This window comes from Pedobacter glucosidilyticus, from assembly GCF_002483235.1.
Lineage (GTDB): Bacteria > Bacteroidota > Bacteroidia > Sphingobacteriales > Sphingobacteriaceae > Pseudopedobacter > Pseudopedobacter glucosidilyticum_B.
The window spans coordinates 1-23,726 of sequence record NZ_DLHN01000021.1 but is presented as its reverse complement, the minus strand read 5'-3'; the positions used below and the strand labels follow the sequence as shown (position 1 = coordinate 23,726).

General features: G+C 36.5%; 22 protein-coding genes. 5 read left to right on the top strand and 17 right to left on the bottom strand.

The features are described 5' to 3' along the window. Window positions 1-63 precede the first annotated feature (63 nt). From B2745_RS06670 to B2745_RS06615, 12 genes are all read right to left on the bottom strand, one after another. A complete protein-coding gene (locus B2745_RS06670) occupies window positions 64-1,416 on the bottom strand; it encodes a polysaccharide lyase 6 family protein (protein ID WP_304064523.1) in 1,353 nt (450 codons plus the stop codon). Between the two features lie 246 nt (window positions 1,417-1,662). After that, on the bottom strand, window positions 1,663-3,102 hold the full coding sequence (locus B2745_RS06665; protein WP_304064520.1) for a T9SS type A sorting domain-containing protein: 1,440 nt from the start codon (window positions 3,100-3,102) through the stop codon (window positions 1,663-1,665). 30 nt (window positions 3,103-3,132) lie between these two features. Further along, on the bottom strand, window positions 3,133-3,960 hold the full coding sequence (locus B2745_RS06660) for a hypothetical protein (protein ID WP_304064517.1): 828 nt from the start codon (window positions 3,958-3,960) through the stop codon (window positions 3,133-3,135). 320 nt (window positions 3,961-4,280) lie between these two features. Then, entirely contained in the window at window positions 4,281-5,453 is a 1,173-nt protein-coding gene (locus B2745_RS06655) for an efflux RND transporter periplasmic adaptor subunit (protein WP_304064515.1), read from the bottom strand. 1 nt (window position 5,454) lies between these two features. Beyond that, window positions 5,455-6,684: an efflux RND transporter periplasmic adaptor subunit gene (locus tag B2745_RS06650; RefSeq protein ID WP_304064513.1), complete on the bottom strand. Its 1,230-nt coding sequence runs from the start codon at window positions 6,682-6,684 to the stop codon at window positions 5,455-5,457. Window positions 6,685-6,710: 26 nt separating this feature from the next. Continuing rightward, window positions 6,711-7,961 carry a TolC family protein gene (locus B2745_RS06645; protein WP_304064510.1) on the bottom strand — a complete coding sequence of 417 codons (1,251 nt, stop codon included), beginning with the start codon at window positions 7,959-7,961 and terminating at the stop codon, window positions 6,711-6,713. 11 nt (window positions 7,962-7,972) lie between these two features. Further along, entirely contained in the window at window positions 7,973-9,955 is a 1,983-nt protein-coding gene (locus tag B2745_RS06640; RefSeq protein ID WP_304064508.1) for an efflux RND transporter permease subunit, read from the bottom strand. Next, complete coding sequence (locus B2745_RS06635; protein ID WP_304064506.1) at window positions 9,922-11,205, bottom strand: efflux RND transporter permease subunit; 1,284 nt, start codon at window positions 11,203-11,205, stop codon at window positions 9,922-9,924. Before B2745_RS06635 ends, B2745_RS06640 begins: the two co-directional genes overlap by 34 nt. Before the next feature lie 6 nt (window positions 11,206-11,211). Beyond that, a complete protein-coding gene (locus B2745_RS06630) occupies window positions 11,212-11,466 on the bottom strand; it encodes a heavy metal-binding domain-containing protein (RefSeq protein ID WP_304064503.1) in 255 nt (84 codons plus the stop codon). Between the two features lie 571 nt (window positions 11,467-12,037). Then, entirely contained in the window at window positions 12,038-12,421 is a 384-nt protein-coding gene (locus B2745_RS06625) for an HYC_CC_PP family protein (RefSeq protein ID WP_304064500.1), read from the bottom strand. Between the two features lie 221 nt (window positions 12,422-12,642). Next, window positions 12,643-13,644 carry an ATP-binding protein gene (locus B2745_RS06620; RefSeq protein ID WP_304064498.1) on the bottom strand — a complete coding sequence of 334 codons (1,002 nt, stop codon included), beginning with the start codon at window positions 13,642-13,644 and terminating at the stop codon, window positions 12,643-12,645. A 102-nt stretch (window positions 13,645-13,746) separates the two neighbouring features. Next, a complete protein-coding gene (locus B2745_RS06615; RefSeq protein ID WP_304064495.1) occupies window positions 13,747-13,965 on the bottom strand; it encodes a helix-turn-helix domain-containing protein in 219 nt (72 codons plus the stop codon). Window positions 13,966-14,104: 139 nt separating this feature from the next. On the opposite strand from B2745_RS06615, the gene B2745_RS06610 reads away from it, so the two are divergent. Continuing rightward, window positions 14,105-14,443 carry a four-helix bundle copper-binding protein gene (locus B2745_RS06610; protein WP_304064492.1) on the top strand — a complete coding sequence of 113 codons (339 nt, stop codon included), beginning with the start codon at window positions 14,105-14,107 and terminating at the stop codon, window positions 14,441-14,443. On the opposite strand, the gene B2745_RS06605 is transcribed toward B2745_RS06610, so the two are convergent. From B2745_RS06605 to B2745_RS06595, 3 genes are read right to left on the bottom strand one after another with little or no spacing between them, the layout of a single operon-like run. Next, window positions 14,440-14,898, bottom strand: a complete 459-nt coding sequence (locus B2745_RS06605) for a Fur family transcriptional regulator (RefSeq protein ID WP_304064489.1) — start codon at window positions 14,896-14,898, stop codon at window positions 14,440-14,442. The two genes, B2745_RS06610 and B2745_RS06605, sit on opposite strands and share 4 nt — an antisense overlap. 18 nt (window positions 14,899-14,916) lie before the next feature. Further along, window positions 14,917-16,164 (bottom strand): cation:proton antiporter, encoded by a 1,248-nt coding sequence (locus tag B2745_RS06600; protein ID WP_304064486.1) that lies wholly within the window; start codon window positions 16,162-16,164, stop codon window positions 14,917-14,919. Window positions 16,165-16,196: 32 nt separating this feature from the next. Then, on the bottom strand, window positions 16,197-16,850 hold the full coding sequence (locus tag B2745_RS06595) for a VTT domain-containing protein (RefSeq protein ID WP_026903723.1): 654 nt from the start codon (window positions 16,848-16,850) through the stop codon (window positions 16,197-16,199). Window positions 16,851-17,014: 164 nt separating this feature from the next. Here B2745_RS06595 and B2745_RS06590 point away from each other — a divergent pair, with 164 nt between their 5' ends. Further along, window positions 17,015-17,383 carry a DUF4174 domain-containing protein gene (locus B2745_RS06590; RefSeq protein WP_304064484.1) on the top strand — a complete coding sequence of 123 codons (369 nt, stop codon included), beginning with the start codon at window positions 17,015-17,017 and terminating at the stop codon, window positions 17,381-17,383. Window positions 17,384-17,474: 91 nt separating this feature from the next. Then, complete coding sequence (purH, locus tag B2745_RS06585) at window positions 17,475-19,004, top strand: bifunctional phosphoribosylaminoimidazolecarboxamide formyltransferase/IMP cyclohydrolase (protein ID WP_026903725.1); 1,530 nt, start codon at window positions 17,475-17,477, stop codon at window positions 19,002-19,004. Window positions 19,005-19,973: 969 nt separating this feature from the next. Here purH and B2745_RS06580 read toward each other — a convergent pair. Continuing rightward, on the bottom strand, window positions 19,974-20,807 hold the full coding sequence (locus tag B2745_RS06580) for a LytTR family DNA-binding domain-containing protein (protein WP_026903726.1): 834 nt from the start codon (window positions 20,805-20,807) through the stop codon (window positions 19,974-19,976). A 430-nt stretch (window positions 20,808-21,237) separates the two neighbouring features. On the opposite strand from B2745_RS06580, the gene B2745_RS06575 reads away from it, so the two are divergent. Together B2745_RS06575 and B2745_RS06570 are read left to right on the top strand one after the other, a co-directional pair. After that, window positions 21,238-21,633 carry a hypothetical protein gene (locus B2745_RS06575; protein WP_304064481.1) on the top strand — a complete coding sequence of 132 codons (396 nt, stop codon included), beginning with the start codon at window positions 21,238-21,240 and terminating at the stop codon, window positions 21,631-21,633. A gap of 462 nt (window positions 21,634-22,095) precedes the next feature. After that, window positions 22,096-22,428 carry a hypothetical protein gene (locus B2745_RS06570; RefSeq protein ID WP_304064478.1) on the top strand — a complete coding sequence of 111 codons (333 nt, stop codon included), beginning with the start codon at window positions 22,096-22,098 and terminating at the stop codon, window positions 22,426-22,428. Between the two features lie 50 nt (window positions 22,429-22,478). On the opposite strand, the gene B2745_RS06565 is transcribed toward B2745_RS06570, so the two are convergent. Beyond that, on the bottom strand, window positions 22,479-23,726 hold a 1,248-nt coding region (locus B2745_RS06565), incomplete at its 5' end, for a RagB/SusD family nutrient uptake outer membrane protein (protein WP_304064475.1).

Below are 23,726 nucleotides of genomic sequence, written 5' to 3'. Positions count from 1 at the left end.
TAAAATATCATTTAAAAAAGGGATTAAATAACGATAACCCCTTTATTTAGTACTTGTAGGTAATTAAAAATTATTTCTTGCAACTTTCCAAGCTGGCCCTACCCTTTCTGTTAACCAAAATGGCTTTTTCAAGTTATTTTTCAATTGCCAAACTCCGTTAGATTTTATCAATTCTTGTTTGGCTTTCACAAAACCTTGGGTTAAAGTAGCTCCCACCAGCTGATTGTTTTCCAATTGTAAGTTCTTAGGCTGATCTTCAAAAGTCATGAGCCTTTGAGGATTAGCGATATAATTCTCTGTAATTTTAACGCCATCTGGCATCAAAACACGGGTAGCATTTTTACCCGAACCCAAATTAAAAGCCTCTGTACAATCTGCTATAATATTTTTGCTAATCACAGCATTTTTCACTTGCCAATACTCATTAAGTTTTGGTTTCTCAACAGCATTCATCACAGAAATAGCAGCTCTTAAACCTGTTCCGCTTAAGCCTTGTAAATAATTACCTTCTACTTTTTGGTTTTCACCGATGATTCTGATACCGCCTGTATTTTTCTTTTTGTTACCGATGAAATAATTATCCAATACCTCAGAAAAATTACCATGTCTAAAAGTTAAGGTTCCATCACACTCGTAAAACAAATTGCTTTTTATGGTATTATGACCAGATTTTATGGAAATAATCTCTGTTTCTCCATCGCATTTATCAAAAATATTATGAGATACCTGTGTGTAAGAATCATGCATAGACCAATCGCTAGTACCAATTCTAATGGTTTCGCCTCCGTTAGCCTCTAAAGGCGGACGAGGACCAAAATAATTATGGTCTATCTGATGATAGTTAGGCTTATCTGCCAACCAAACTACTAATGTTGTACCTTGGTGGGTTTTACCCGTAAATTCGCAATGGTCTACCCTATTGTAGCTTCCGTATAAAGAAATCCATTTATAATCAGTTTCTCGTGAAGGCGGATTATAATTGATAATACTGCTATTAGTTAACCTACAGTTTGATGATGTTGTTGAAAAATAAATAACATGCCCCTTATCTAGGTAACCATCGGCGAAAGCCAAACCATCTACTAAAAGCCATTCTCCATCAATTTTCAAATTAGAACTTCCCGTCAGTTTTATTGCACCCGGGTTTGCTGTGGTTAAAGTAATTGGCTGCTCTTTGGTTCCTTTTCCTTTAAAATTCAGTTGTTGGTTAGACCAATCAGAGGCTTGCATCACCACCTTATCTCCGGGTTTTAATACTAAAGCATTTAACTCGGCAGCAGATTTAATTTTATAAATCTTTCCTTCTAAAAGTGCTTTCTCTTCTATGCCAGAACCCAATTTAGGCGTACTACCATGAACCATAATAGCATTGCTTAAGCCAATGATGAATAAGATTTTGATGATATTTTTTTTCATGTATGCCAAGTTAAGTTTTGGATTTATTAAACTGCTTTTTGATTTTTATGGATACTGCTTCATCGGGTTTAAAAATAAATTATACATATTGAAGTCCATCAAAAAGAGACTGTTTCAAAAATCGTAATTGCCATCCCGAGCGTAATCGGAATGTTCTATGATATACTCAGAAAAGGCTTTAACTCCGCTCTGCCTGGCACCATATAATGGTTTGAAACAGCCTCTTTTCATACCTAAACATTTGTATTATCTTACAAACTTTTGGCTCACTACTTTACCATCAACCTGGCAGGCAGCAAAATATATACCTGAGTTTAAATTCAGCATGGATAAAGAAACCAAATTTGAACCTTGTTTTAGCAACAAATCTTGTTTGGCTACTCTTCTGCCGGATAAATCATAGATTACTAAAGACCCATTAGCGCTTTTCTGAGTATTTATTTCAAACTTAACCTGACTGTTATCTTTATCTGTTAAATATTTAAGCGCTAATTCTTCTGTGGAAGCTAATGAAGCTGCTTCAATATTAGAATACTCAAATTTACCGTTAAAATCTACTTGTTTTAAACGGTAGTAATTGGTACCGTTAGCAGGATTGTTATCTAAAAAGCTATAGTTTAATACCGAAGAGCTATTGCCTGCTCCTTTTCTTTCTCCAATCTTCACAAAATCGGTTCCGTTTACAGAACGCTCTATCTCAAAATGAGAGTTTTGACTTTCTGAAGCTGTAGACCAAGCTAATTGTATTTGGTTATTACTTTTTTTAGCAGTAAATGATGTTAAAGAAACTGGTAAAACCACCAAACTAGGTAAGGTATTGTTGTAGGCAAAGTTATCTACAATAAAATTAGCATTATCTGTAGTACCATTACTAAATATGGCAAAAGCATTTAACCTATTTAGAGCAGGAAAATCAGGGTTAGCTTGACCAAAGTTTGGATTATCCGCAGCAGAAAGGAGTTGATTATTACCAAACCAAATATGGTAAGAACGAGGAGTAATGGTATAATTAGTACCAGCAATAGTATATTGAACACTATTATTAGAAGCATTACACAATAATCTTAGTCGACCAGCTGTACTATTATTGATAGCACTTATGCTAGGGTTTAAGCTGGTACTTAAAGTAGTTTGTACTAAACTTCCACCACCTGAAGGATAATTTCCAATTCTGAAAGCATGATTAGGTGAACCAAAATTTAATCTCACATAAGTAAAAACAGTATCAGCAATATCAGCAGTTGAATTGTCATTAAAAAAATTATCCGTTAACGAAGGTGAAACGCCGTCTGCTCCAACGCAAACAAAAAAGTTTCCTGTTGCACCAGATATAACTTGGAAATCAAATGCTAAATCAAAATAACGAGACCGAGATGGAATCCCATAAATACTAAATTTAGTTCCAGAACCACTACCTGCACTGTAAGTTCGTAAAGCAGATCCTGAAATAAAACTTGCTCCAGAGTTCACCATTTCAAAATATCCTAATGGATTTCCTACATGTCTTAATCTAGCTATAACATCATTATTATTGGTAACAGGTTTAGGAAGAAATGTTGATGAAGAATTAGAAGTTAAGGTAGCCGTTGTTGTACCTGTGGCTGTAGCAAAATCATAAGTCCAAGGTTGTGCATGTACACCACATACCAGCCCTATCAAAAACATAAGAAGTAAGTTTTTTTTCATATCAAATAGTTTTAAATGGTTTATTATAGTTTATGGAAGTTTATTGCTGTAGATAAAATCATCAACTAAAGCGGCAGCTTTATCTTTTGTATTGTTAAAAAACAAGCCGAAAGCATTCAAATTAGTCTCTTTAGCGCTAGCTTGATAAACACTGAAATTAGCATCAGCTGTTGCTTTTAAAATTTGTATCCCGTTTATCCAAACATGGTATTTTTGTGGCTCTATGGTATAATTTGAACCACTTTTTTGGTAAGTAGCAGTATTGGTGCTATTGTTACACAGTATCTGCACCTGATAATCCTTACTGTTTTCTAATGCTACAATTGGATTTAGCTTACTACTGATACCTGTATAGGTAGTGCCTTCTATATAACGTAAGGTATGATTTACCGGATTGGCTTTTAAATCTATTCTTAAACCTGTAAAAACTTTATCTTTTTCTTGATTTACATTACTGTTATTAGAAAAGAATGAACCCTCTGTGGTATGATTACCAATCCCAATAAAAAAACTCCCACTTGAACCTGTTTCAAACCTAAGTTTAAAACTTAAGTCTAATACAGTAGTTGCAGGAAAATCATAAATAGAAAATTTAGTCCCAGAACCTGTAGCCGAAGCGTTCATTCTTAAAGCAGAACCATTGGCTTGCTGTACATATTCAGCATATCCTATGCTATCGATATGTCTTAAGCGAGCTACACCACCTGATGCTGGCTTTAATAAATTACTTTTTGATGAGCTTGACACAACAGTGTTGCTAAAAACACCTTTCTGGCTGCCAAAGTTATAGCTCCAAGGTTGAGCTTTTAATGATGTACAGAGTACACAAGCAAAAATTAGTGTAAAAATTGATTTCATATCTGAGTTAATTGGTTTGCCTATTCCTATCTTGTAATACCCAATTGATGTTGGCTTTTATACAAGAAATAAGATTTATAATGATTGGTCTTTTATCAAATATGAGATATATTCTATTGAAAAAAGTATGTCATCTTGGCAAAGAATTACCTCATATTAACGTGTTTGTGAGGATTTTAGCAAAAGCAAGTGATTGAGTGTTTAAGGTATAGAAATTGTAATTTAAAATTGTAAAGCCATGCAATTTTAATAAGCTATATAGACGTCTGGAGGAGAGAGGTATGAAGGATAATTTTTGAAAACAAGGGAGTTAGCCTAGGCTAACTCCCTTGTTTAAATGTTAATTCGCTGTTTAATAGATAAGCCCCTTTGGTAACCACCAAATCGCCTATTTTTATACCTTCTTTAATTTCTATTTGGTTACTGTTTTCTAAACCTATCATAACTTCTTTTTTGGTATAGGTATTTTTACCCGTTTTTAGCCAAACCACATTGGTTTTGCCGTTTCTAAGTACCGCATTTATGGGTAGCGATATGCCTTCAGAGGTTTTACCTTTGAGTTTTACATAGGCCAGCATGCCAGGTTTTAATTGTAAATCGTTATTCTTCACATTAATCCTAACCAAATTCACCCTGCTGTTTGCATTAATTTCAGGGTTTTGAAAATCAACACGACCCATCATTTCTTTTTCAGGAAAATCTGGAATGCTAACTTTTACGGTTTGTTTCAAGTTAACTTGTGCTAATTGTGAGGCATAAAGCTGAGCTTCTGCCCATAAATTAGATAAATCTGCCAGTTTTAAAATTAAGGAACCTTCCATCACATAATCGCCCTCGGTAACCATAAGTTCAGTAATGTAACCTCCTTTTTTACTGTAAAAAGTAGTCAAATCATCTATTTTCTTTTGTGCCGCCAGCGTTTTAATCTGCTGTGTTGTCATCCCCCACAACAATAATTTTTGCTTTGCGCTTTGCAATAAACGACCATAATCTATCAAACCGCTTTTGAATTCTTGTTGCTTTTCTAAAGCTGCCAGATACTCTTGTTTAGCACTGTTCAACTCCTCACTGTAAATATCCATCAGCTTAGCTCCTGCAGGAACAAAATCACCTATATTTTTGATGTACAAACGCTCTACCCTACCCGCAACTTTTGCACTGATAGCTTCTTGTAAATTTTCATCGGTGTTTAAAGTTGCTGTAACGGTAATTTCTGTGTTTACGCCACCTGCTTTTACTGTATCTGTTTGGATATTCCCTAACTGAATTTGCTGGTCGCTTAACATCAACTCGTTCACCTTTTTACTAGCATTTTTTTGAACCGCAATTAAATCCATTTTACAAATGGCACAAGTACCCGGCTCTGGCTCCATAATTTGTGGATGCATGGAGCAGGTATAATAGGTATTACTATCTGCTGTATTTTTTTTATCGCCGCTACAGGCTGATAAAACAATTAAAACAGCAAGCGAAATCAATTTTAATATTTTCATCTTATGGTTTAATTGCGATAAAACTTTCACTATCTATTAAGTATTGAGCATTTACAGCCACTTCATCATTAGCCGTAAGCCCCTTTAGTATTTGTACTTTAGCATTCCCTTTGTAACCGGTTTCTACTTCATGTACTTTAAAACCAGCGGCTGTTTTCAGCATCACTACCTCATTCATTCCTAGGCTGATCACGGCTGTTTCTGGTAACCATTTTCCAGATAAAGTTTCGGCTTTAATTGTTGCCTTTACCTGTGCTCCAACGGGCAAATGTAATTTCGGATTATCAATATTGATCCTCGCCTTAATCGTTTTAGCTCCCTCTCTAAAGAAAGGCTCAATAAAATTTATTTTAGCTTGAATAGGCTTATCAGGATGCGTTTCTACGGTAAGGCTTACTGGCGAACCCACTTTCAACATCTTTTGCTGGTGCGTGTAAATATCAACCAATACCCATAAATGCTCGGGGTTGTATACTTTAAAAAGAAAATCTCCTTTATTTACATACATCCCGCTTCTTAACTGTAACTGACTGGTTGCAGCACTAGCTGCCATAGCTTGTTCAGGCTCACTCACATCATGGATATGCCCGGTATAAGCACTGTAAACCGGCAATGTAAAATTGCTTTTCTTAGTTTTAATGATTTGATTAATTTGCTGAGCAGATACACCTAATAGCTGTAATTTTTGTTTAGCAGCTTGAATTAACACTTCGTTTTCAGCATCATTTTTCACCAAGAATAACAGCTCCTCTTGTGCGGTAAGCATCTCCGGACTGTAAAGTTCTAATACTTTTTGCCCTTTGCTTACATCCTGAAAATTATATTTCAGATACATTTTTTCTATTCTCCCACCAAATCTTGCCGATACCGTACCTGTATAATTATCATTGTAAGCGGTAAAGCCTAAAGCATCAATCGTTATTTCTTCTTCGCTTTCGCTGATTTTAGTTAGGCCTATTTTAGAAACTACCAAACTATTGGTAGGTTGTAGTAAACTTTCTAAACTTACATCTTTTACCTGCTCTGCCTCGGTTATTTTAGGCACTAAATCCATCTTGCAAATTGGGCAGCTGCCAAATTCATCCTTGATAATTTCTGGATGCATGGGGCAAGTATATTGCGTGGTATGCTCATGTGCTTTTTTATCGGTAAAAAGTTCGCAAGAAGAAATTACAGCTATAAGCGAGAGCATTATTACAAAAACGCTTTTTTTATATCTTAAATTCACCATTTTTAAATCTTTTATATGTTAATGGTTTACTTCAACTCTAAAATTCTATCCAGCTCTATTTGCATCATCAGACATTCTTTTTGCAAATCGATATAATTAAGTTGAGTCATGTTTAAACTTTCCCAAGCATCAAACAACATAAAAAGTTCTGCTGTATTTTGCTCGTAAGAGAGTTGTAAACTTTGATAATTTTTCTTTAGAGCCGGGATAATCTGCTGCTCAAAAAGTTTAAGCTGCTTTTCTTTGGTTTGCAAATCGTTTACTTTTCCAAAAGCCCTCCCTCTTACCTCACTTAAAAGCATATCTTTTTCTTGTCTTAAAGCCTCAGAGCGCCATTTTAAACCTTCTATATTTGCCCTTTCTGATTTTGTAGACCAAGCAACAGGTATTTTTATCATCCCCATTAAAGAATATTGCATAGGCATCCCACCAAAACCAAACATGTGCTCGTACCTCACTCCAAATTCTGGCTTCAACATACTTTTTTCTACAGCTTGCTCTAAACCGTTCAATACTATGCTTTGCTCTATAGCTTTGATGTCACTTCTATGGTTGGCTAATGTTGTACTATCATACAATGATGACTGATATTGCTTTTGCGGATACATGGTATCGATATCAAAACTGGATAGCTTATTGCGATTCATTAAAGTGTTCAGCATAATCTTGTTCTGTTTGATATCATTCTCTAACATCAATTGCATGTTTTCTATATTGGCTAAAGCGGCTTTTGCTTTGTAATAAGTATTTAACTTTTCTAAACCGTTTTTATATCTGATTTCGGTACTCCTAATCATAAAAGCCAATAACTGCTGATTTTGCTCTAAAACCTTAGCTTTTTCTTTCGCTAATTTCCATTCTACAAAATTTTGTTTAGCTAAGCTGAATAAATTAAAAGCAATACCTTTTTTATTCTGTAACTCTACAGAGGATGCTGTTTCCATCAGCTTTGCATTGGCATTAAGGTTACTTTTGTTAGGAAACATCTGTTCTAAACTGATGGCATATTGGCCCATACCGGTACTACCATCCATGCCTCTTCTCCACATAGAAGTATTGTAAGGCACCATCCATAAACCAGTTCCCAACTGTGGGCTTTCCCAATCTTTAGCGCCTTTTGCCATTTCATCCATAGACTTAATTTCGGCATCGTACATCTTCAACTGTGGATTTTGCTGCTCTATCTCCTTCAAAATAGTTGCTAAGTCTAACTTTTCTTGTGCTTTTACAAAAACAACTTGCAAAAGCAGCACTAGTATCATTAATCTTGTTTTCATCTTATTAAAATCTAGTGTTTAGCATCTAATACCTCTATTTTTCCATATTTCTTTAACTCGTACTCTTTAGTCATCAGAAATATTAATGGTGTAACCAATAATATATGTGTTGATGATGTTAACACCCCACCAACCATTGGCAATACTATAGGGATCATCACATCGCTACCCACACCTGTACTCCAAAGGATAGGGATTAAACCAAACAGAGAAACGCAAACCGTCATTAACTTTGGTCTTAAACGTTTTGCTGCACCAGCGATAACATAAGTTCTTAAATCTTCTTTGGTAATGGTTTCTCTTGAGTTTCCCTTCAGCGCAACCAATTGCTGCATGGCATCATTCAAGTAAATCACCATGACAATACCTGTTTCTACCGCCAAACCAAAAAGTGCTATAAAACCTACAGCTACTGCTACTGATAAATTAACACCCCAGAAATAAACCATAAAAGCACCTCCTATAAGCGCAAAAGGAATAGAAATTAGGCTAAAAAATGCTTCTCTTACCGAGTGGAAGGCGAAATACATACATAAAAAGATGATCACCAATACAATAGGGATAATCAATTTCATGGTACGCTCGCTACGGATAAGGTTTTCGTATTGCCCGCTCCATTCTATAAAATAACCTTTAGGTAATTGCCCAATCATGGCATCCAGCTTTTCGCGAGCTTCTTCTACCGTACCTGCCAAATCCCGATCTCTGACATTAAACAAAACGGTACCGCGTAGTAAAGCATTTTCTGAGTTAATCATAGGCGGACCTTCAGAAATCCCAATATCAGCCACAGCTTCTAAAGGAATAGGTCCAAAATCCATGGTTTGTACCTGTAAACGCTTTAAATCTTGTAGGTTATCTCTAAAATCTTGACCGTAACGGGCATTCACAGAAAATCTTTGTCGGCCTTCAATCGTAGTGGTTAATTGCATCCCACCTAAAGCACTTTCTACCACAGTATTTACATCATCGATGCTTAAATTGTACCTGCTTATTTCATCTCTTTTAATGGCAATATCAATGTATTTACCGCCAGTAATGGGCTCCACATATAAATCCTTAACTCCATCTATACCTTGCAAATAGCTGCGTATTTTTTGCGAAAAAGCATCAATCGTATCAAGATTCTGACCATAAACTTTTACACCAACATCTGTTCTAATACCTGTAGAAAGCATATTGATACGGTTGATAATAGGCTGTGTCCAACCGTTGGTAACCCCAGGTATTTGTAATTTATGATTTAACTCGTTGATGATATCGTCTTTCGTAAGACCAGAACGCCATTCGCTTTTAGGTTTAAGTAGGATAATCGTTTCTATCATACTGATAGGCGAGTTATCCGTTGCTGTTTCGGCTCTTCCGGCTTTTCCTAAAACATAGCTAACCTCTGGTACAGATTTAATCAACTTATCCTGAACTTGTAAGATACGCTTGGCCTCACCGTTAGAAACATCGGGCAGGGTTACGGGCATAAATAAGATAGAACCTTCATCTAGCGGAGGCATAAACTCTCTACCTAAGCTCCATAACATCGGCACACTAATTAATAAAGCCAGTATATTTACTCCGATAGTGGTTTTACGCCAGTGGATACACTTGGTAATCAAGGGTTCGTACCAAGCTTCTAAGTTCCTGTTTACCGGGTTTTCATTTTCGCTTCTAAACCTTCCTTTCATAAAATAAGAGATGAGTACCGGTGCTAAAGTGAGCACCAAAATGGCATCTATCACTAAAATGAAGGTTTTAGTATAGGCTAAAGGACCAAATAGTTTTCCTTCCTGCCCTGTTAATAGAAATACAGGTAAGAAAGAGGCAATGATGATAATGGTAGAGAAAAATACCCCTCTTGATACTTGCTTACAAGCATCAGCAATAATTTGCAAGCGGGTAGCTTCAGGAATAGGCGTATAACCTAAATCTTCCTTTTTCTTGTTGAATATATTTTTGATGAATCCTATCATGATTTTTGATGTATTGGATTGTTTTGCCATTCGGATAATCGGCGATAAGCGTTTTCAGACATGATGATGCCATTATCTACAATAACACCAATAGCTAAAGCAATACCGGTTAAAGACATGATGTTAGATGAAATACCAAAGGCGTTTAACAATAAGAAACTCAAAGCAATGGTAACAGGTATTTGTAGGATAATGCTTAAAGCACTTCTCCAGTGCATCAAGAAAATGATAACGATGATACATACTACGATAATTTCTTCTAACAGTTTCACCTTGATGGTATAAATGGCGGCTTCAATTAATGAGCTTCTGTCATAAGCGATATTGAACTTTACGCCAGCAGGCAGTCCACGCTCTACTTCTTCCATTTTGGTTTTTACAGCAGCAATAACTTTATCGGCATTTTCGCCATAACGCATCACCACAATACCTCCAACGGCTTCGCCCTCGCCATTTTCATCAAAAATTCCTAGTCTTAAATCGCCCCCCATTTGCACCGTACCAATGTCTTTTACCCTTACTGGGATGCCTTTATTATTGGCAATAGCAATGTTCTCTAAATCTTGCTTATTCTTTACATAACCCAAACCTCTAATGATGTAGGCCATATCGCTCATCTCAAACTTTCTTCCACCAACATCATTATTATTCGCTTTCACCTTATTCATCACATCCATTAAGGAAAGGTTATAGAATTGCAGTTTTAAAGGGTCTATCACCAATTGGTATTGCTTCTCGAACCCACCAAAAGAGGCCACTTCTGCAACACCTGGTACGGTTTGTAAAGCCAGTTTGATGTACCAGTCTTGTAAAGCTCGTTGCTCGCCAAGGTCCATTTTACCGGCATCTAGTGTATACCAAAATACGTGGCCAACGCCTGTTCCATCAGGGCCAAGTGTTGGGGTAATACCGTCTGGTAATAATCGCTGGGCGTAATTTAAGCGTTCTAATACACGGGTACGAGCCCAATATATATCTGTCTTATCATCAAAAATGATGTATACAAAGCTCATCCCAAACATAGAACTCGCTCTGATATCTTTTACCTGCGGGATACCCTGTAAATTACTTACCAATGGGTAAGTAATTTGGTCTTCTATCACTTGCGGACTTCTACCCATCCATTCGGTAAATACAATCACCTGATTTTCTGATAAATCAGGGATGGCATCTATCGGATTTTCTTGTACAGCATATATCCCCCAGCCAAACAAGCCCATCGTTATCAATAAAACGAAGAGCCTGTTTTTTAAAGAAAAATCTATAATTGCTGGTATCATCTTTTCTTAATGGTTATGGTTATGATGAGTAGTATCGCTATGTATGTGTGTGGTATCACTTGCTACATCAGCCTGAGCTACCAAATCCATTTTACATTTAGGGCAGGTACCAGGCTCGTAGGCAATTACTTCAGGATCCATTGGGCAAGTGTAGGTCATGTTTTTATCCGTTGCAGTGGCATCATTATTTTGGGTATTGTTACTACATGCGGTTACAACTAATGTTGCTAAAATCACTAAACTTAAAGCTATTCTTTTCATTATAAAAAAATTAAAATCAACCCTTTGCAGGGATATTATCTGTACATAAAAAATTAAATACTAAGGTTGGGGATATGCTTTTAGGGTAGGATACCCAAAAACTTGAAATAGGGAACTGTAATAAAGTGCTGTCCTTCGACTTTTCTATCATCTACGTTATTTATTAATATTTCAAATTCAAGCATTCACGCACCAGCTCTCCGGCCTCTTGACCGGCCATGTCAAGTTACTTTTATTCAAAGTATTGATTTTATGTTTTGGTCTTCATGAATGCTTCGCATGTTTCCGCAAAAAGTAACCAAAAACTCTCCGCTGCGCCGCTTGCTTCTAAAGGTTCTGCTAAGGCTAATTCTGTAGATACCGCAACCGCCAAGGCGGAATTTAGTGTAAACGGTTGTTTCTACTTAGGCTCCATTATCGAACTACTTTAAAACATCATTACATATTGATTGAAATACTTGCCTGCGGTAAACAGGCATTAACATTCAGGACGACATTAACTTGTTTTGCTGTCTCACAAGAAATGGCATTTTGATACAGCTCCGCATTTACGAAGCATCAAGAAGAAAAATCAGATTCTGAAATTACAGTTTTGTAGATAGATGGGAGATTGAGCTCCTAATGGTGGTGCATGACTTTGGTAAGCCAATACAACTTCTTTTGTATTTACAACTTTAAAATCAAATACGGGGATTGGTGATAAAAGCGTTGCAAAAAGTTTAGCCTCTAAAAATTTAGCTGAGCTTGACAGGTGACTGTCTTTAACTTTAAATGTTTGTACCTCATTTTGGCAACATCCAGCATCTTTACTTTCTTTACTAGCCTTTAGGTATTTTTCTGAGGTTGTGAAAGTAACCGATTCTAACTCGCCACAGCAATAAAATTTATTTACCGCTACTCCTAATACAGAAAGCGAGTAAAGAAATATCAGTGTAAGCGTAAATAGTTTTTTCACGTTGTAAAGTTACGTTAATATTTATTAAAAAAACAAAATGGTTTAACTACAAACGTATGGTAGCTATTTGGTAGTAGCTTATTGTGAGTAATACCAATTTATAACAAACTGTTATTGGCTATATCTCTTAAATAATTGTTAAGTTCCGATATAATTATGAGATTTTGTCTTGTATAAAGTATACTATCATTTATCGGACATTTATCGGACATTTAGTGGTTTTATCGGACATAGTATATGTACTTTGTGCCTTTTCCCTTACCAATGCGATATAGCAGGTTTTTTTCAACTAGCTCTACTAAATCTCTTCTGGCTGTTTTATCAGAAACAGAAAAGCGACTAACATACTCAGCATTAACAATTTCTGCCTTTAATTTAAAAAACAACAGAGCATCTTTTTGTCTTTCATTAAGTGCCATTTCACGCAAATATTCTTCATTATAAATATCTTTTCTGAACTCTACCCAAAAACCTGAACTTTTAAAAAAGAATAAGGGTGCAGGAAGTCCAGAATTTAGACATTGCTCTGTCATTTTAGAAATGCCCCGACCCCAAGATTCAATGTATCCGCTACGAAAAAGTGCGTTTGCGATATCAGGATTGAATGGCTTAGACGAGTGCTTGTCTAAAAGTGTTTCGATAGTCCAGTTTTCTGGAAGTTGTCCTTCGTTCCAAATCATTAATTTATCTTTATACACACTAATTTGAATTGGAACACCACCTGCATAGTCTTTATGGGCAACTGCATTTAATAGCGCTTCTCTAATTGCTTCTATCAGATATTCATAAGTTTCCACGCGGTTCAATCCTTCATAGCTTATCAAGGCCTTAATATATTTTGTGAATAGTATTTCTGTTGTCTTTTCAATTTGTTCAAAAAGATTTCCGTGAATTTCGTCCTGAAATCTTAAGTCACTATTACTTTCAAAAAAACCAATCTTTATGTAAGCTCCTACTACATGCTTTTCAGGCTTGGGATGAAAAAGTAAAATAGATGCTCGTTTAAGAAATTTACCCTCTTTAAGTTGTAAATTTTCAATAAGATGTTCATTACTGTCAGCTAAACTTTCTTCATCAATTCTTTGGCTTCTAAAAGCCCGTTTTCGAAAAAAATCAAATATTTCTTGAGTAAAATCATTTATAGAAACATTCGGAATAGGAACACCGTCCCATCTTTTGCCTTTTTTCTCTAGGAGGAACTTATCAAGTGCGGCTCCTTTCAATTCTTGTTTGGTACTTCCGCTTCTGTAATGATATTGCCCTTTGTAATTGACTGGATAAGGATGTTGCTCAATAATAATTTCGATATATTTACCAAAGTTAGTTTAGTGCAGATTAACATCAACCAAAATCCCCAAAGTGTCTCTAACCTTGTTTGGTATTTCTTCTAAAAGTTTCTTAGAACCCTGCAAATCAACTACATTTCCAGTATCATCTTTTCCGATAAAAATAGTTCCGCCGTAGGCATTTGCAAAACCACAAATCCATTTTATGTACTCATCTCTCCAGATTAATTTAAACTCAATATTTTGCGTTTCTGGCATCACCTCATACAGATTAATTTGAACGTTACAAATTTACTCTTTTTTCTAAAGTTATTTTGAAGTTCAGATTTTCAAGGCTAAGCTTTAAACATATCACATTTGGCACAATAGCTGATATATCATACCCAAAACATTTAAAATGATACCAGAAAAATACAGAAAATGTATAGAGGCTTGTTTGGCTTGTGCGGTTGCTTGTAACCAATGTGCTACTTCCTGTTTACGAGAATCGGGTGTAGATGAAATGGCGAAATGTATCCAAATGGATTTAGAATGTGCTACCATTTGCAGACTAAATGCCGAACTGATGAGCCTGAACAGTTCTTACAGCACCATTATCTGTAATATTTGTGCCGATGCTTGTTATAACTGTGCCCAAGAATGCGAAAAGCATGCAGAAATGGGTATGGAACATTGCCAGATTTGCGCTGAAGCTTGTAGATTATGTGCTGATGAATGTGAGAAAATGGCTGCTTAAGCTTGCCTGCATTTAGCACAAATACCGGTAGCTATCAATTGTACATTTTCTACCTGATATCCGGCAGGTACTGTAAATTGAGGCAAAATACATTCATCTAAACAGTATACATGATTGCATTGGGTACAGTTAAAATGTAGATGGTCATGATGGTGCTCTTTTGCGTTGCACTGGTGCGAGCACATGGCATAGTTAGCTGTACCTTTATGATCTATTACCTTATGGATGATACCTTTATCTTCAAAAGTTTTTAGGGTTCTGTATAAGGTTACACGGTCTATCTCTTTACCTAAAATAGCTTCTAAATCTGGCTGTGAGGTAGCCATCTCACGAGATGTTAACACTTTTAATACACTTAAGCGAGGTTGGGTTTTCTTTAAATCGTTTTCTTCCAGAAGTTTGATGAAGCTATTGGCCATATCCCATTTGAATTTTTGATTTTCAAATATCATCATTTAAAACAGAGGTTTAAATTATTCGGGTACTTTTTCTTTCTTGATATTTTGGCCCAGATAATTGATGATACGAGGGGCAGAAAAGCCGTGTATAACGATAGATACTAAGATGGTAAAAAATACGGCAGACCATAACTGATTTTCGAACTTAAAATCTACTTCTTTTATGGCAAAAGATAAATAAAATATAGAACCAATGCCTCTGATTCCTAAAAAACTGATAGCCATTTTCTCTTTAAAATGAAATTTTAAAGCGTATAAACTGAGGTAAGCAGCAAGAGGTCTTATCACCAATAAAAAAGCTACCACGCAAATTCCTATTTCCCAGTTCAGGTATTTTAAACCTCCCTGTACCAAAGAGCCTCCTAACAACAAGAGTACAATTGCTATTAAAATACGTTCTGTTTGGTCGATAAAATTGTGTAAGTGGTGGTGGTAATTGTCTCTTTTTTCTGAATGTCTTAGTGTAAAGGCGCTTATGAAAACAGCGATAAAGCCATAAGCACCAAAAGCCTCTGTAATGCCATAAACCAATAATGTTAAGGCGAGCGCCAGAAAACCATCTTGTGATTTTAGAAAATCAAATCGTTTGGCCAAATTAAAGATTAAATATCCGGTAGCTTTTCCTGCCAGGTAGCCAATGGCAATACCTGCTAAAATTTTATACACCAGCATCAGGGAGAACCATTCCAGTAAATTATTTTTCTCCCCTATTTGGATAAAAGCAATAGTAATGGCTAACCAGGTAAAAGGGAAAGCCAGACCATCATTTAAACCCGCTTCTGCTGTTAAAGCAAATTTAGTTTCAGATTTATAAGCTTCGTTAGGTGGACCAACCTGTACATCTGATGCCAATACAGGGTCTGTAGGTGCCAGTACAGCCGCCAATAAAATTGCTGAAGCCAAATCAAAATTTAATATATAATAGGCTAAAAAGGCTACCCCTAGCATGCAAAGCAGCATGGCTATGGTAACCAAGCGCAAGGGAGAAGCCCAGTTTTTGAGATTGAAAGGCCTATCTATTTTTATACCTGTACCCATTAAAGAAATGATGACCACCATTTCTGAAAGATGCAAACTTATATCAGGATGAGCTTTAGGATGAGCAGATGGTAAATGTTGCGGAAATAAACTGTAGATGATAACTCCGAAGACTAAAAAATATAGTGAATAGGAAACTTTAGTTTTTGCGGTAATGGCAGGCATAAAAGTCATGACAAAAGCCGCAGCCCCTATTACTGTTAGCATCACCAGGTATTTATCCATACCTGATCATGTCAAAATTAATACCAGCCTAATTAGGAAGTCTTGGCTTCAGATTTTTTAGCGTAAATAGCGCCAATAATTGGCGGCAAGGTGGTAAATAAACTGATGATTAAGATTACCCAGCTAAAATTATTTTTTACAAAATCTAAATTACCAAACAGATAACCCAGAAACAGGAAACTCACAATCCAAATGAAACCGCCGGTAATATTGTAATAAGAGAATTTGCTTATAGGCATTTTAATAACGCCTGCTACAAAAGGTACAAATGTTCTTAATACGGGAAAGAATCTGCTAAACACTACAGATTTGCCACCATGTTTGAGAAAAAACGTCTGCGTTTTCTCGTAATAGCTATATTTTAAAATTCTATTTTCTGGTTTAAATACTTTAGGACCAAAATAATTTCCTAATAAATAATTGACCTGATTTCCGGCAATAGCAGCAATAAAGAGTAATAATGCCAGCAGGTAAATATTTAAGCCTGTTCCACCACCAGCTATTAAGGCTCCGGCAGCAAACAATAAGGGGTCGCCCGGTAAAAAAGGCGTTACTACAAAACCTGTTTCGGCAAAAATGATGATGAATAAAATGAGGTAAGTCCAGAACTGATAATTAACAATAATTTCATTTAAATGCTTGTCTATATGAATGATAAAGTCAAATACGTATAAGATAAATTCCACAGCTCTCTTTCTAAATTGAGCGGCAAAAATAATTAATAAAAGGCATACACCTAGTGAACTAATGAAATAGTAATGTAATTTTTAAGATTGTTTGATTTACTGCTGAAATTGAAACAATTTCTCATCGTGAACGTTTCGTATTTAATACACTCATAAACAAAAAGATGCAAACCTTAAGCTTGCTTATTCTTGCTTTTAGCCTCGCTTATCATCCTCCTCAATTTAAAGATTATAGAGAGGTTATCCTATTATCGCCTGGTAAAGAAGACGAGACTTTTGTTCGTCAATTGGCATTGTTAAAAGCAGATGAAAAGGGTTTAGCAGAAAGAGCTATTAAATTGAGTACTTATTTTTTTGATGAAGGCTTACCCAAGGATAAACTCAAGCTCATTACAAAACCCAATACCTTCACCATCATCCTTGTGGGTAAAGATGGCGGAGAGAAATACCGTTCTCACCAAATAACCAGCCTGAATATGCTTTATAAAATCATTGATGTGATGCCTATGCGCAGAGCAGAAATGGGTAAATAAAAAAGCTTTATTTCATCGTTCATCAATATTGAATTTTACTTCTTAAAGCTTATTGATTTTTCTATCTTTGCGCCTTCAAAAATTTAAATTCATGAACCACCCAGTAAAAATCAAAAACGCCTTAATTTCAGTTTTTTATAAAGACAATTTAGAACCGGTAATTTTACAATTGCAAAAATTAGGAGTAAATATTTACTCAACCGGAGGTACCGAAACCTTTATCAAGAACTTAGGTGTGGATGTTATCCCAGTTGAAGACCTTACTTCGTATCCTTCTATCTTGGGTGGTAGAGTAAAAACTTTGCATCCAAAAGTATTTGGAGGTATTTTAACTAGAAGAGCGCATAGCGGCGACCAGGAGCAGATTGCTCAGTACGAAATCCCAGAGATAGATTTGGTAATTGTTGATTTATATCCTTTCGAGGAAACAGTGAAATCTGGTGCTCCAGAGCAAGATATTATTGAGAAAATAGACATCGGTGGTATTTCCTTAATCAGAGCTGCTGCAAAAAACCATCAGGATGTTGTCATTATCGCATCTAAAGATGATTATACTACCTTAAATAATATCTTAGAAACACAAAATGGCGAAACCAGCTTGGAGCAACGTAAGGCTTTTGCAAGAAATGCTTTTCATGTTTCTTCTCATTATGATAGTGCTATTTTCAACTGGTTTAACCAGGGTGATGATGCGTTAACTGTATTTAAACAAAGTGAGCAAAAGGCAACGGTTTTACGTTATGGCGAAAACCCTCACCAAAAAGGTTATTTCTATGGGGATTTAGACGCTATGTTTGATAAATTGAATGGTAAAGAACTTTCTTATAATAACCTGGTAGATGTTGATGCTGCGGTGGCTTTAATTGATGAGTTTACGGAGCCTACTTTTGCCATCTTAAAACATACCAATGCTTGCGGTGTGGCCAGCAGGCCAAATTTATTAGATGCATGGCAAGATGCTTTAGCCTGCGACCCAGTTTCTGCTTTTGGCGGGGTGTTGATTTGCAATGGCGAGGTTGATGAGGCTACCGCTTTAGAAATCAATAAATTATTCTTCGAGGTTTTAATAGCACCAGCTTATTCTGCTGCAGCAGAACAGGTTTTGACCAGTAAGAAAAACAGGATCATCTTACGTAGAAAGGATGTTGCTTTACCGGGAAAACTCTTTAAAACCTTATTGAATGGGGTGATAGAGCAAGATAAAGACAATACGGTAGAAGGTCCTGAATTGATGACGGCTGTAACAAGGCAAAAACCTACTGAGCAAGAGTTGAAAGATCTTTTCTTTGCTAATAAAGTGGTGAAACATACCAAATCTAACACGATTGTTTTTGCTAAAAACAATACTTTAATTGCCAGTGGTGTGGGGCAAACTTCCAGGGTAGACTCTTTAAAGCAAGCTGTGATTAAGGCAGAAAGCTTTGGTTTTTCTTTACAAGGTGCTGTTATGGCTTCTGATGCTTTTTTCCCCTTCCCGGATTGTGTTGAGCTAGCTGCCGAAGCTGGTATAAGTGCTGTTTTACAACCTGGTGGTTCTATCAAGGACCAAGACTCTATTGATAAAGCTAACGAAAAAGGTATTGCGATGGTTACTACTGGTGTACGCCATTTCAAACATTAGTATGCTGTGGAGTGTAGAAAGTTGGAGGTAAAAAGTACTGAGTAGCAAGCAAAAAGACCTAACTACTGGGTAGTTTATACGACAATTGGGTCTGTGATTTGATTTGTTGTTTTACTTGGAGGTTGTTTTTTCTTGCGCTCGTTTGCAACGAGTGCTTAACATGGTGTGGCGATGGTATCGCTTTTTCTTGTGCTCGTTTGTAACGAGTACTTAACATGGTTTGGCGATGGTATCGCTTTTTTAACAACATGGACGCAAAGCGCAATGAGCTGGGTAGTTATGGTGATTTGTTTTTAATCTCTTCAATTGTATCGGTTTAACCGCAAATATTTTTTTAATGTTTTAACCGCTCTAGTTTGTCACTGCGAGGTACGTGGCAGTCTCTTTATAGCCTGCATGAGGGGATAGCACTGTATGAAGAGATAGCTTTACTGTGTTCGTTACGTTTTAACCACGGAGGGCGCAGAGAGCACTGAGCTGGGTGGTTACTTTTAAGTTGTAGACTTTTCTTTGTTTAAACGCTCTAGTTTGTCAAGCAAAGGATGAAGCAATCTCTGTTGTTACCTGTATGAAGGGAGAGCCTTGTATAAAGAGATAGCTTTGCTCGCCTAGTTTGTCAAGCGAGGTACGTGGCTTCTCTTTATAGCCTATATGAAGGGAGAGCCTTGTATGAAGGGATAGCTTCGCTTTGTTCGCCCAGTTTGTCAAGCGAGGAACGTGGCTTCTCTCATAATACTTATAGGATAGCCTTTATGAAGAGATAGCTTCTTCGTTCCTCATCGCTATGAACAAAAAAATGTGTTTGCGATGAACAAAAAAGTGTGTTCGCTATGAAACTAAAGTCTTATTCCTTCTCTCTGCTGGATCTTTTTAAACTGAACAAAATTATATTCTGTTTACGCTTATCCAAACATTTCTCTACAAACTTACGATGGACAAAGCAATCGGGATAGCTTTATAGCTGGCAATTTATTTCTCTACCTGATGAAACCAATTTAGGAAACCGCTTAATCTGTTACGACTTACCTTGCATTTTAAAGGTTCATAGGGCATAAATTTTATTTGTAAATGGTAGCTATAATCTGACTTACGATAGTAGCCTTTTAAGGCCCATCTCGCATAGATTTCTGAACGGTTTACCTGCATAAAGTCTTGAGCAGGTAATTTCTTTACGTGTTGCTCTAAAGATTCTGTGGTGTTATATAGTTTTTTGTTCGTAGTATAGATAGTGCCTACGTTTCCATTTTTAATAATGGCTAGTATTTCTATGGCTTTGATGTAAAATACACAATCTCCTAAACTTACCCTCACATTTATTTCTTCACTACTTTGTGCCTTCTTTATGTGGTAGGCTAAATAATAATACCTGAATACATATATCAAATTTAATAGTAAGACCTGAATGGTGATGATTTGAAACTCCACCTGCATATAGCCACTAGCCTCAAAATCATTATCAAAATACCAGAAGTAAAATCTGATAAATAGGTAATCTAGTAACAATACCAGTAACACTCCAAATATCAATTGATAGCTACCTCTTTTCCATAAATTGTCTTCCCAGTTGATACGACTATCTAAATATCGAGTGGTACTATGCACACATTGCAAAAGTGCAACTGCTATCAAAGTACTAAATAGCATTGCCCAATAGTAATTGGTTTGCTGCATGATTTGCCAAAAAGATTTCGTTTGAGGTACAACTACTAGATAGTGAGACACTAATAAGGCTACTATTAAGCGTACACCAAAAGAAAAGTATTTTCCGTCTTTCTTATTCCATAAGGTAATGAATGATTTCATTTGTTCATGTTTTTCAAGTAAAAAATCAAAAGTATAAAGTCAAAATATGCTTAAATAGTGGATAGTTTACACTTATTTAATATCAGATGTTGATGCCTAACTCCCGATAGCTAGGAGAAGATTGCTTACTCATTTCGGTGAATAGGGTATTTTATGATTGCTTGTTCCTTCTAAAAGCTGAAAACATAAAATAAATCTTAATAAAACAAACCTAAGAAACAACATCATACTGATTATAACTTCATATTTTTTATGGTTTACTCAAATATATTAGCTCTAAATATCAAGAGCCAAAAAAATTTTTGCATTTCATCATCTAATTTCTACCATTCATCACTTTTGTGGGTTTTCTATTAGCTTTTTTAAGCTTTTAGCCTCTAATTTTGTTTAGCCGGCCGGCCTATCTATTCATTTAATAAAAAAAACAACTATGGAAAAAGTTCCTTTTACCCCCGCTGGTGTACAGCAAAAACTGGCTACTCTTTATGCCAAGAGCGACCAGGATTTAAACGCAGAGGCTAATGCCTTTCATCAGAATTTTAAACTTTGGGTTGCTCAAAACTTCTACTTAGATGAAGCACAACTCGCTTACCTCAACAGTCTGGATGAACGCTTTGTTAGTCAGGCTGCTGCCAGAGGAAGCTATTTTATGGCGCATCGTTTACCCATTGCTTTAAATAAAATGGAAGCTCCGGCTTTAAGAAGTGATGGCAAAGACCGTGGCAAACTGCTCAACTTAAATGAAAGTAGCAATAGCAATTTTACGCCAGAGTTGGCTTACAGTAATCTTGAATGTTTAACATTTAATATCACCTATTTTAATTAGTTGAAAAAAGGGAACGCTGAAAACCTTGTAACAGAGTAGGCATTAATTTATGATTTTGAAGAATGAAAATAATATGATGATCCCTTAGGCACAGTCTTGCCTGCCCTCATGCCGGGCAATGGCATTTACTTTTTCTCCGCAAAAAGTAAACAAAAGCTCTCGACTGCGCCCTTTGCTACCAACGGAACTGCTTAGGCTTAAGCAGCACTGCCACAAAGGCCAAGGTCGAATAAAAGCTTATGTTCAGGTACTGCTTAAAGGATTTATCATGAAAACTCAATCAAATTAAATCAGTGGGATAGCTGCAAGTACATCCCCTTCAAAACAACCGATGCTTACAGTAATAAGCACCTGTTGTTTAAACTTTTCAAGAAAAAAGGGGGACGCCGAAAACCCTGTAACAGAGTAGGCATCATCATGTAAAACTCTATGGCTTCGAGGTGTAGTAAAGCCAAATCAAAGATGAAGAAAAAATTCATCATTCCTATGATTGCTGTAGCAGCAATCTCAGGTGCTGTTTTATTCTCTGCTTTTAAAGCTAACAGCAGTAGCCTAGCAACAAACCAGTTTTGGTTTGAGTATGATGGCTCTGGCGACCCTACTTTAGCCAGTAGCTACCAGCTTGTAGGTAGTACTGCCCCCGGTTGTGAAGGAAGCAGCGAAGTTTGTGCCATAAGAGCCGAAGAAGGTGCAACGCCTGGTCAGCCAAATATCAACAGTATGTTGATTGAACAAATTGAGGCTGCTCTGGAAAACCCTTCTGTTAGCCAGCCTGATGTTAGCTTACGCAACTAAGTTAACAAGCATTAACCCAAACAGCATATCCCCATGCTGTTTGGGTTTTCTTAGTTTTGCGTAATACCAGAAAGATCTATCACCTGCTGTGGTATTTGAAATACATAAGCACTGTCATCTGGCCTTAACTCGTACCTATTGGTTCCTAATATCCTCAGTAATGTTTTCTGATAAGCAGGCTCTCGTTGTAAACGCTTTAAATCTGTCCACCTGATGCCTCTATACAATAGTTCTTTTCTTCGCTCTTCCAAAATGATTTTTAAAGCATCTTCTACGGTATTAGCTACAAAATCCGTATAGCCGTTGCGCTGATAACGATGCTTTTTTAACTGGTTTAAGGTTTGCATAGCTTCATTAAGCTGCCCTGCCCTTGCCTTACTTTCGGCTTTGTTGAGATACAGCTCTCCAGTGGTTAAGCCTGAAAAATAAACACTGGATACTACTCCATCAAAACCTCCTTTAAAAGTATAATTTTGAGGACCATTTCTTCTGAAGAAAGCTGTTTTACGGATATCCTGATTGCTGTAGCTATCATACAAAAGTGTATCTACCCGGTATCTGCCAGGAACCAAACCAGAGCCTACTCCTGTTCCATGATAAATCACCTCTTTATTGAATCTGCTAAAAGGTGCCGCTGTTGTTGCATTGATGGTATTGAAATCTAGTAATTCTGCATAGAGATTTAAACAAGAGTCTGCATATAAGCCTGCCTGCGGATATAAGGCCATCGCCATATACACCCTAGATAATAAAGCATAGCTACTCTTCTTGTTGGGGCGTGTGGCTACTGTACTTTCTAGAGGTAAGCGTTTTAAAGCTTCTTTTAAATCTGTCTGTACCTGCTGATAAGATGCTTCTAAACTTGCTCTTGCTTGCCTATCATTAATGTCTGAACGTAATTTCAGGGGTATGCCCAATTTTTCATCTGCAGTAGCAGCTTCATAAACAGCAGCATAATGACTTAAAAGTTCAAAAAAAGCGTAGCCTCTTAAAAAGAGTGCCGTACCTTTTAAACGATTCCATTCTGCTTGTTCTGCTGGTGTTTTTGGTGTAATGGTAGCCAGCGTTTCCAGTGCTACATTGCTTACAAATACACTATTGTATTTTGAAGCCCAGCCACCACCATCTCCATCCAAAGCCGTACTCTGCCAGATAAAAGTATTGCGGTCTCGTTCTGCACTGATGGCATTAAAATCTGCCAGTGTGAAATAAACATTATCACTGGCTAACTCTCCTCTAAAAATACTATTTCCTAAGACGGTATAGTCTAACATGGCTGTCACATCTGTGAGCGTTTG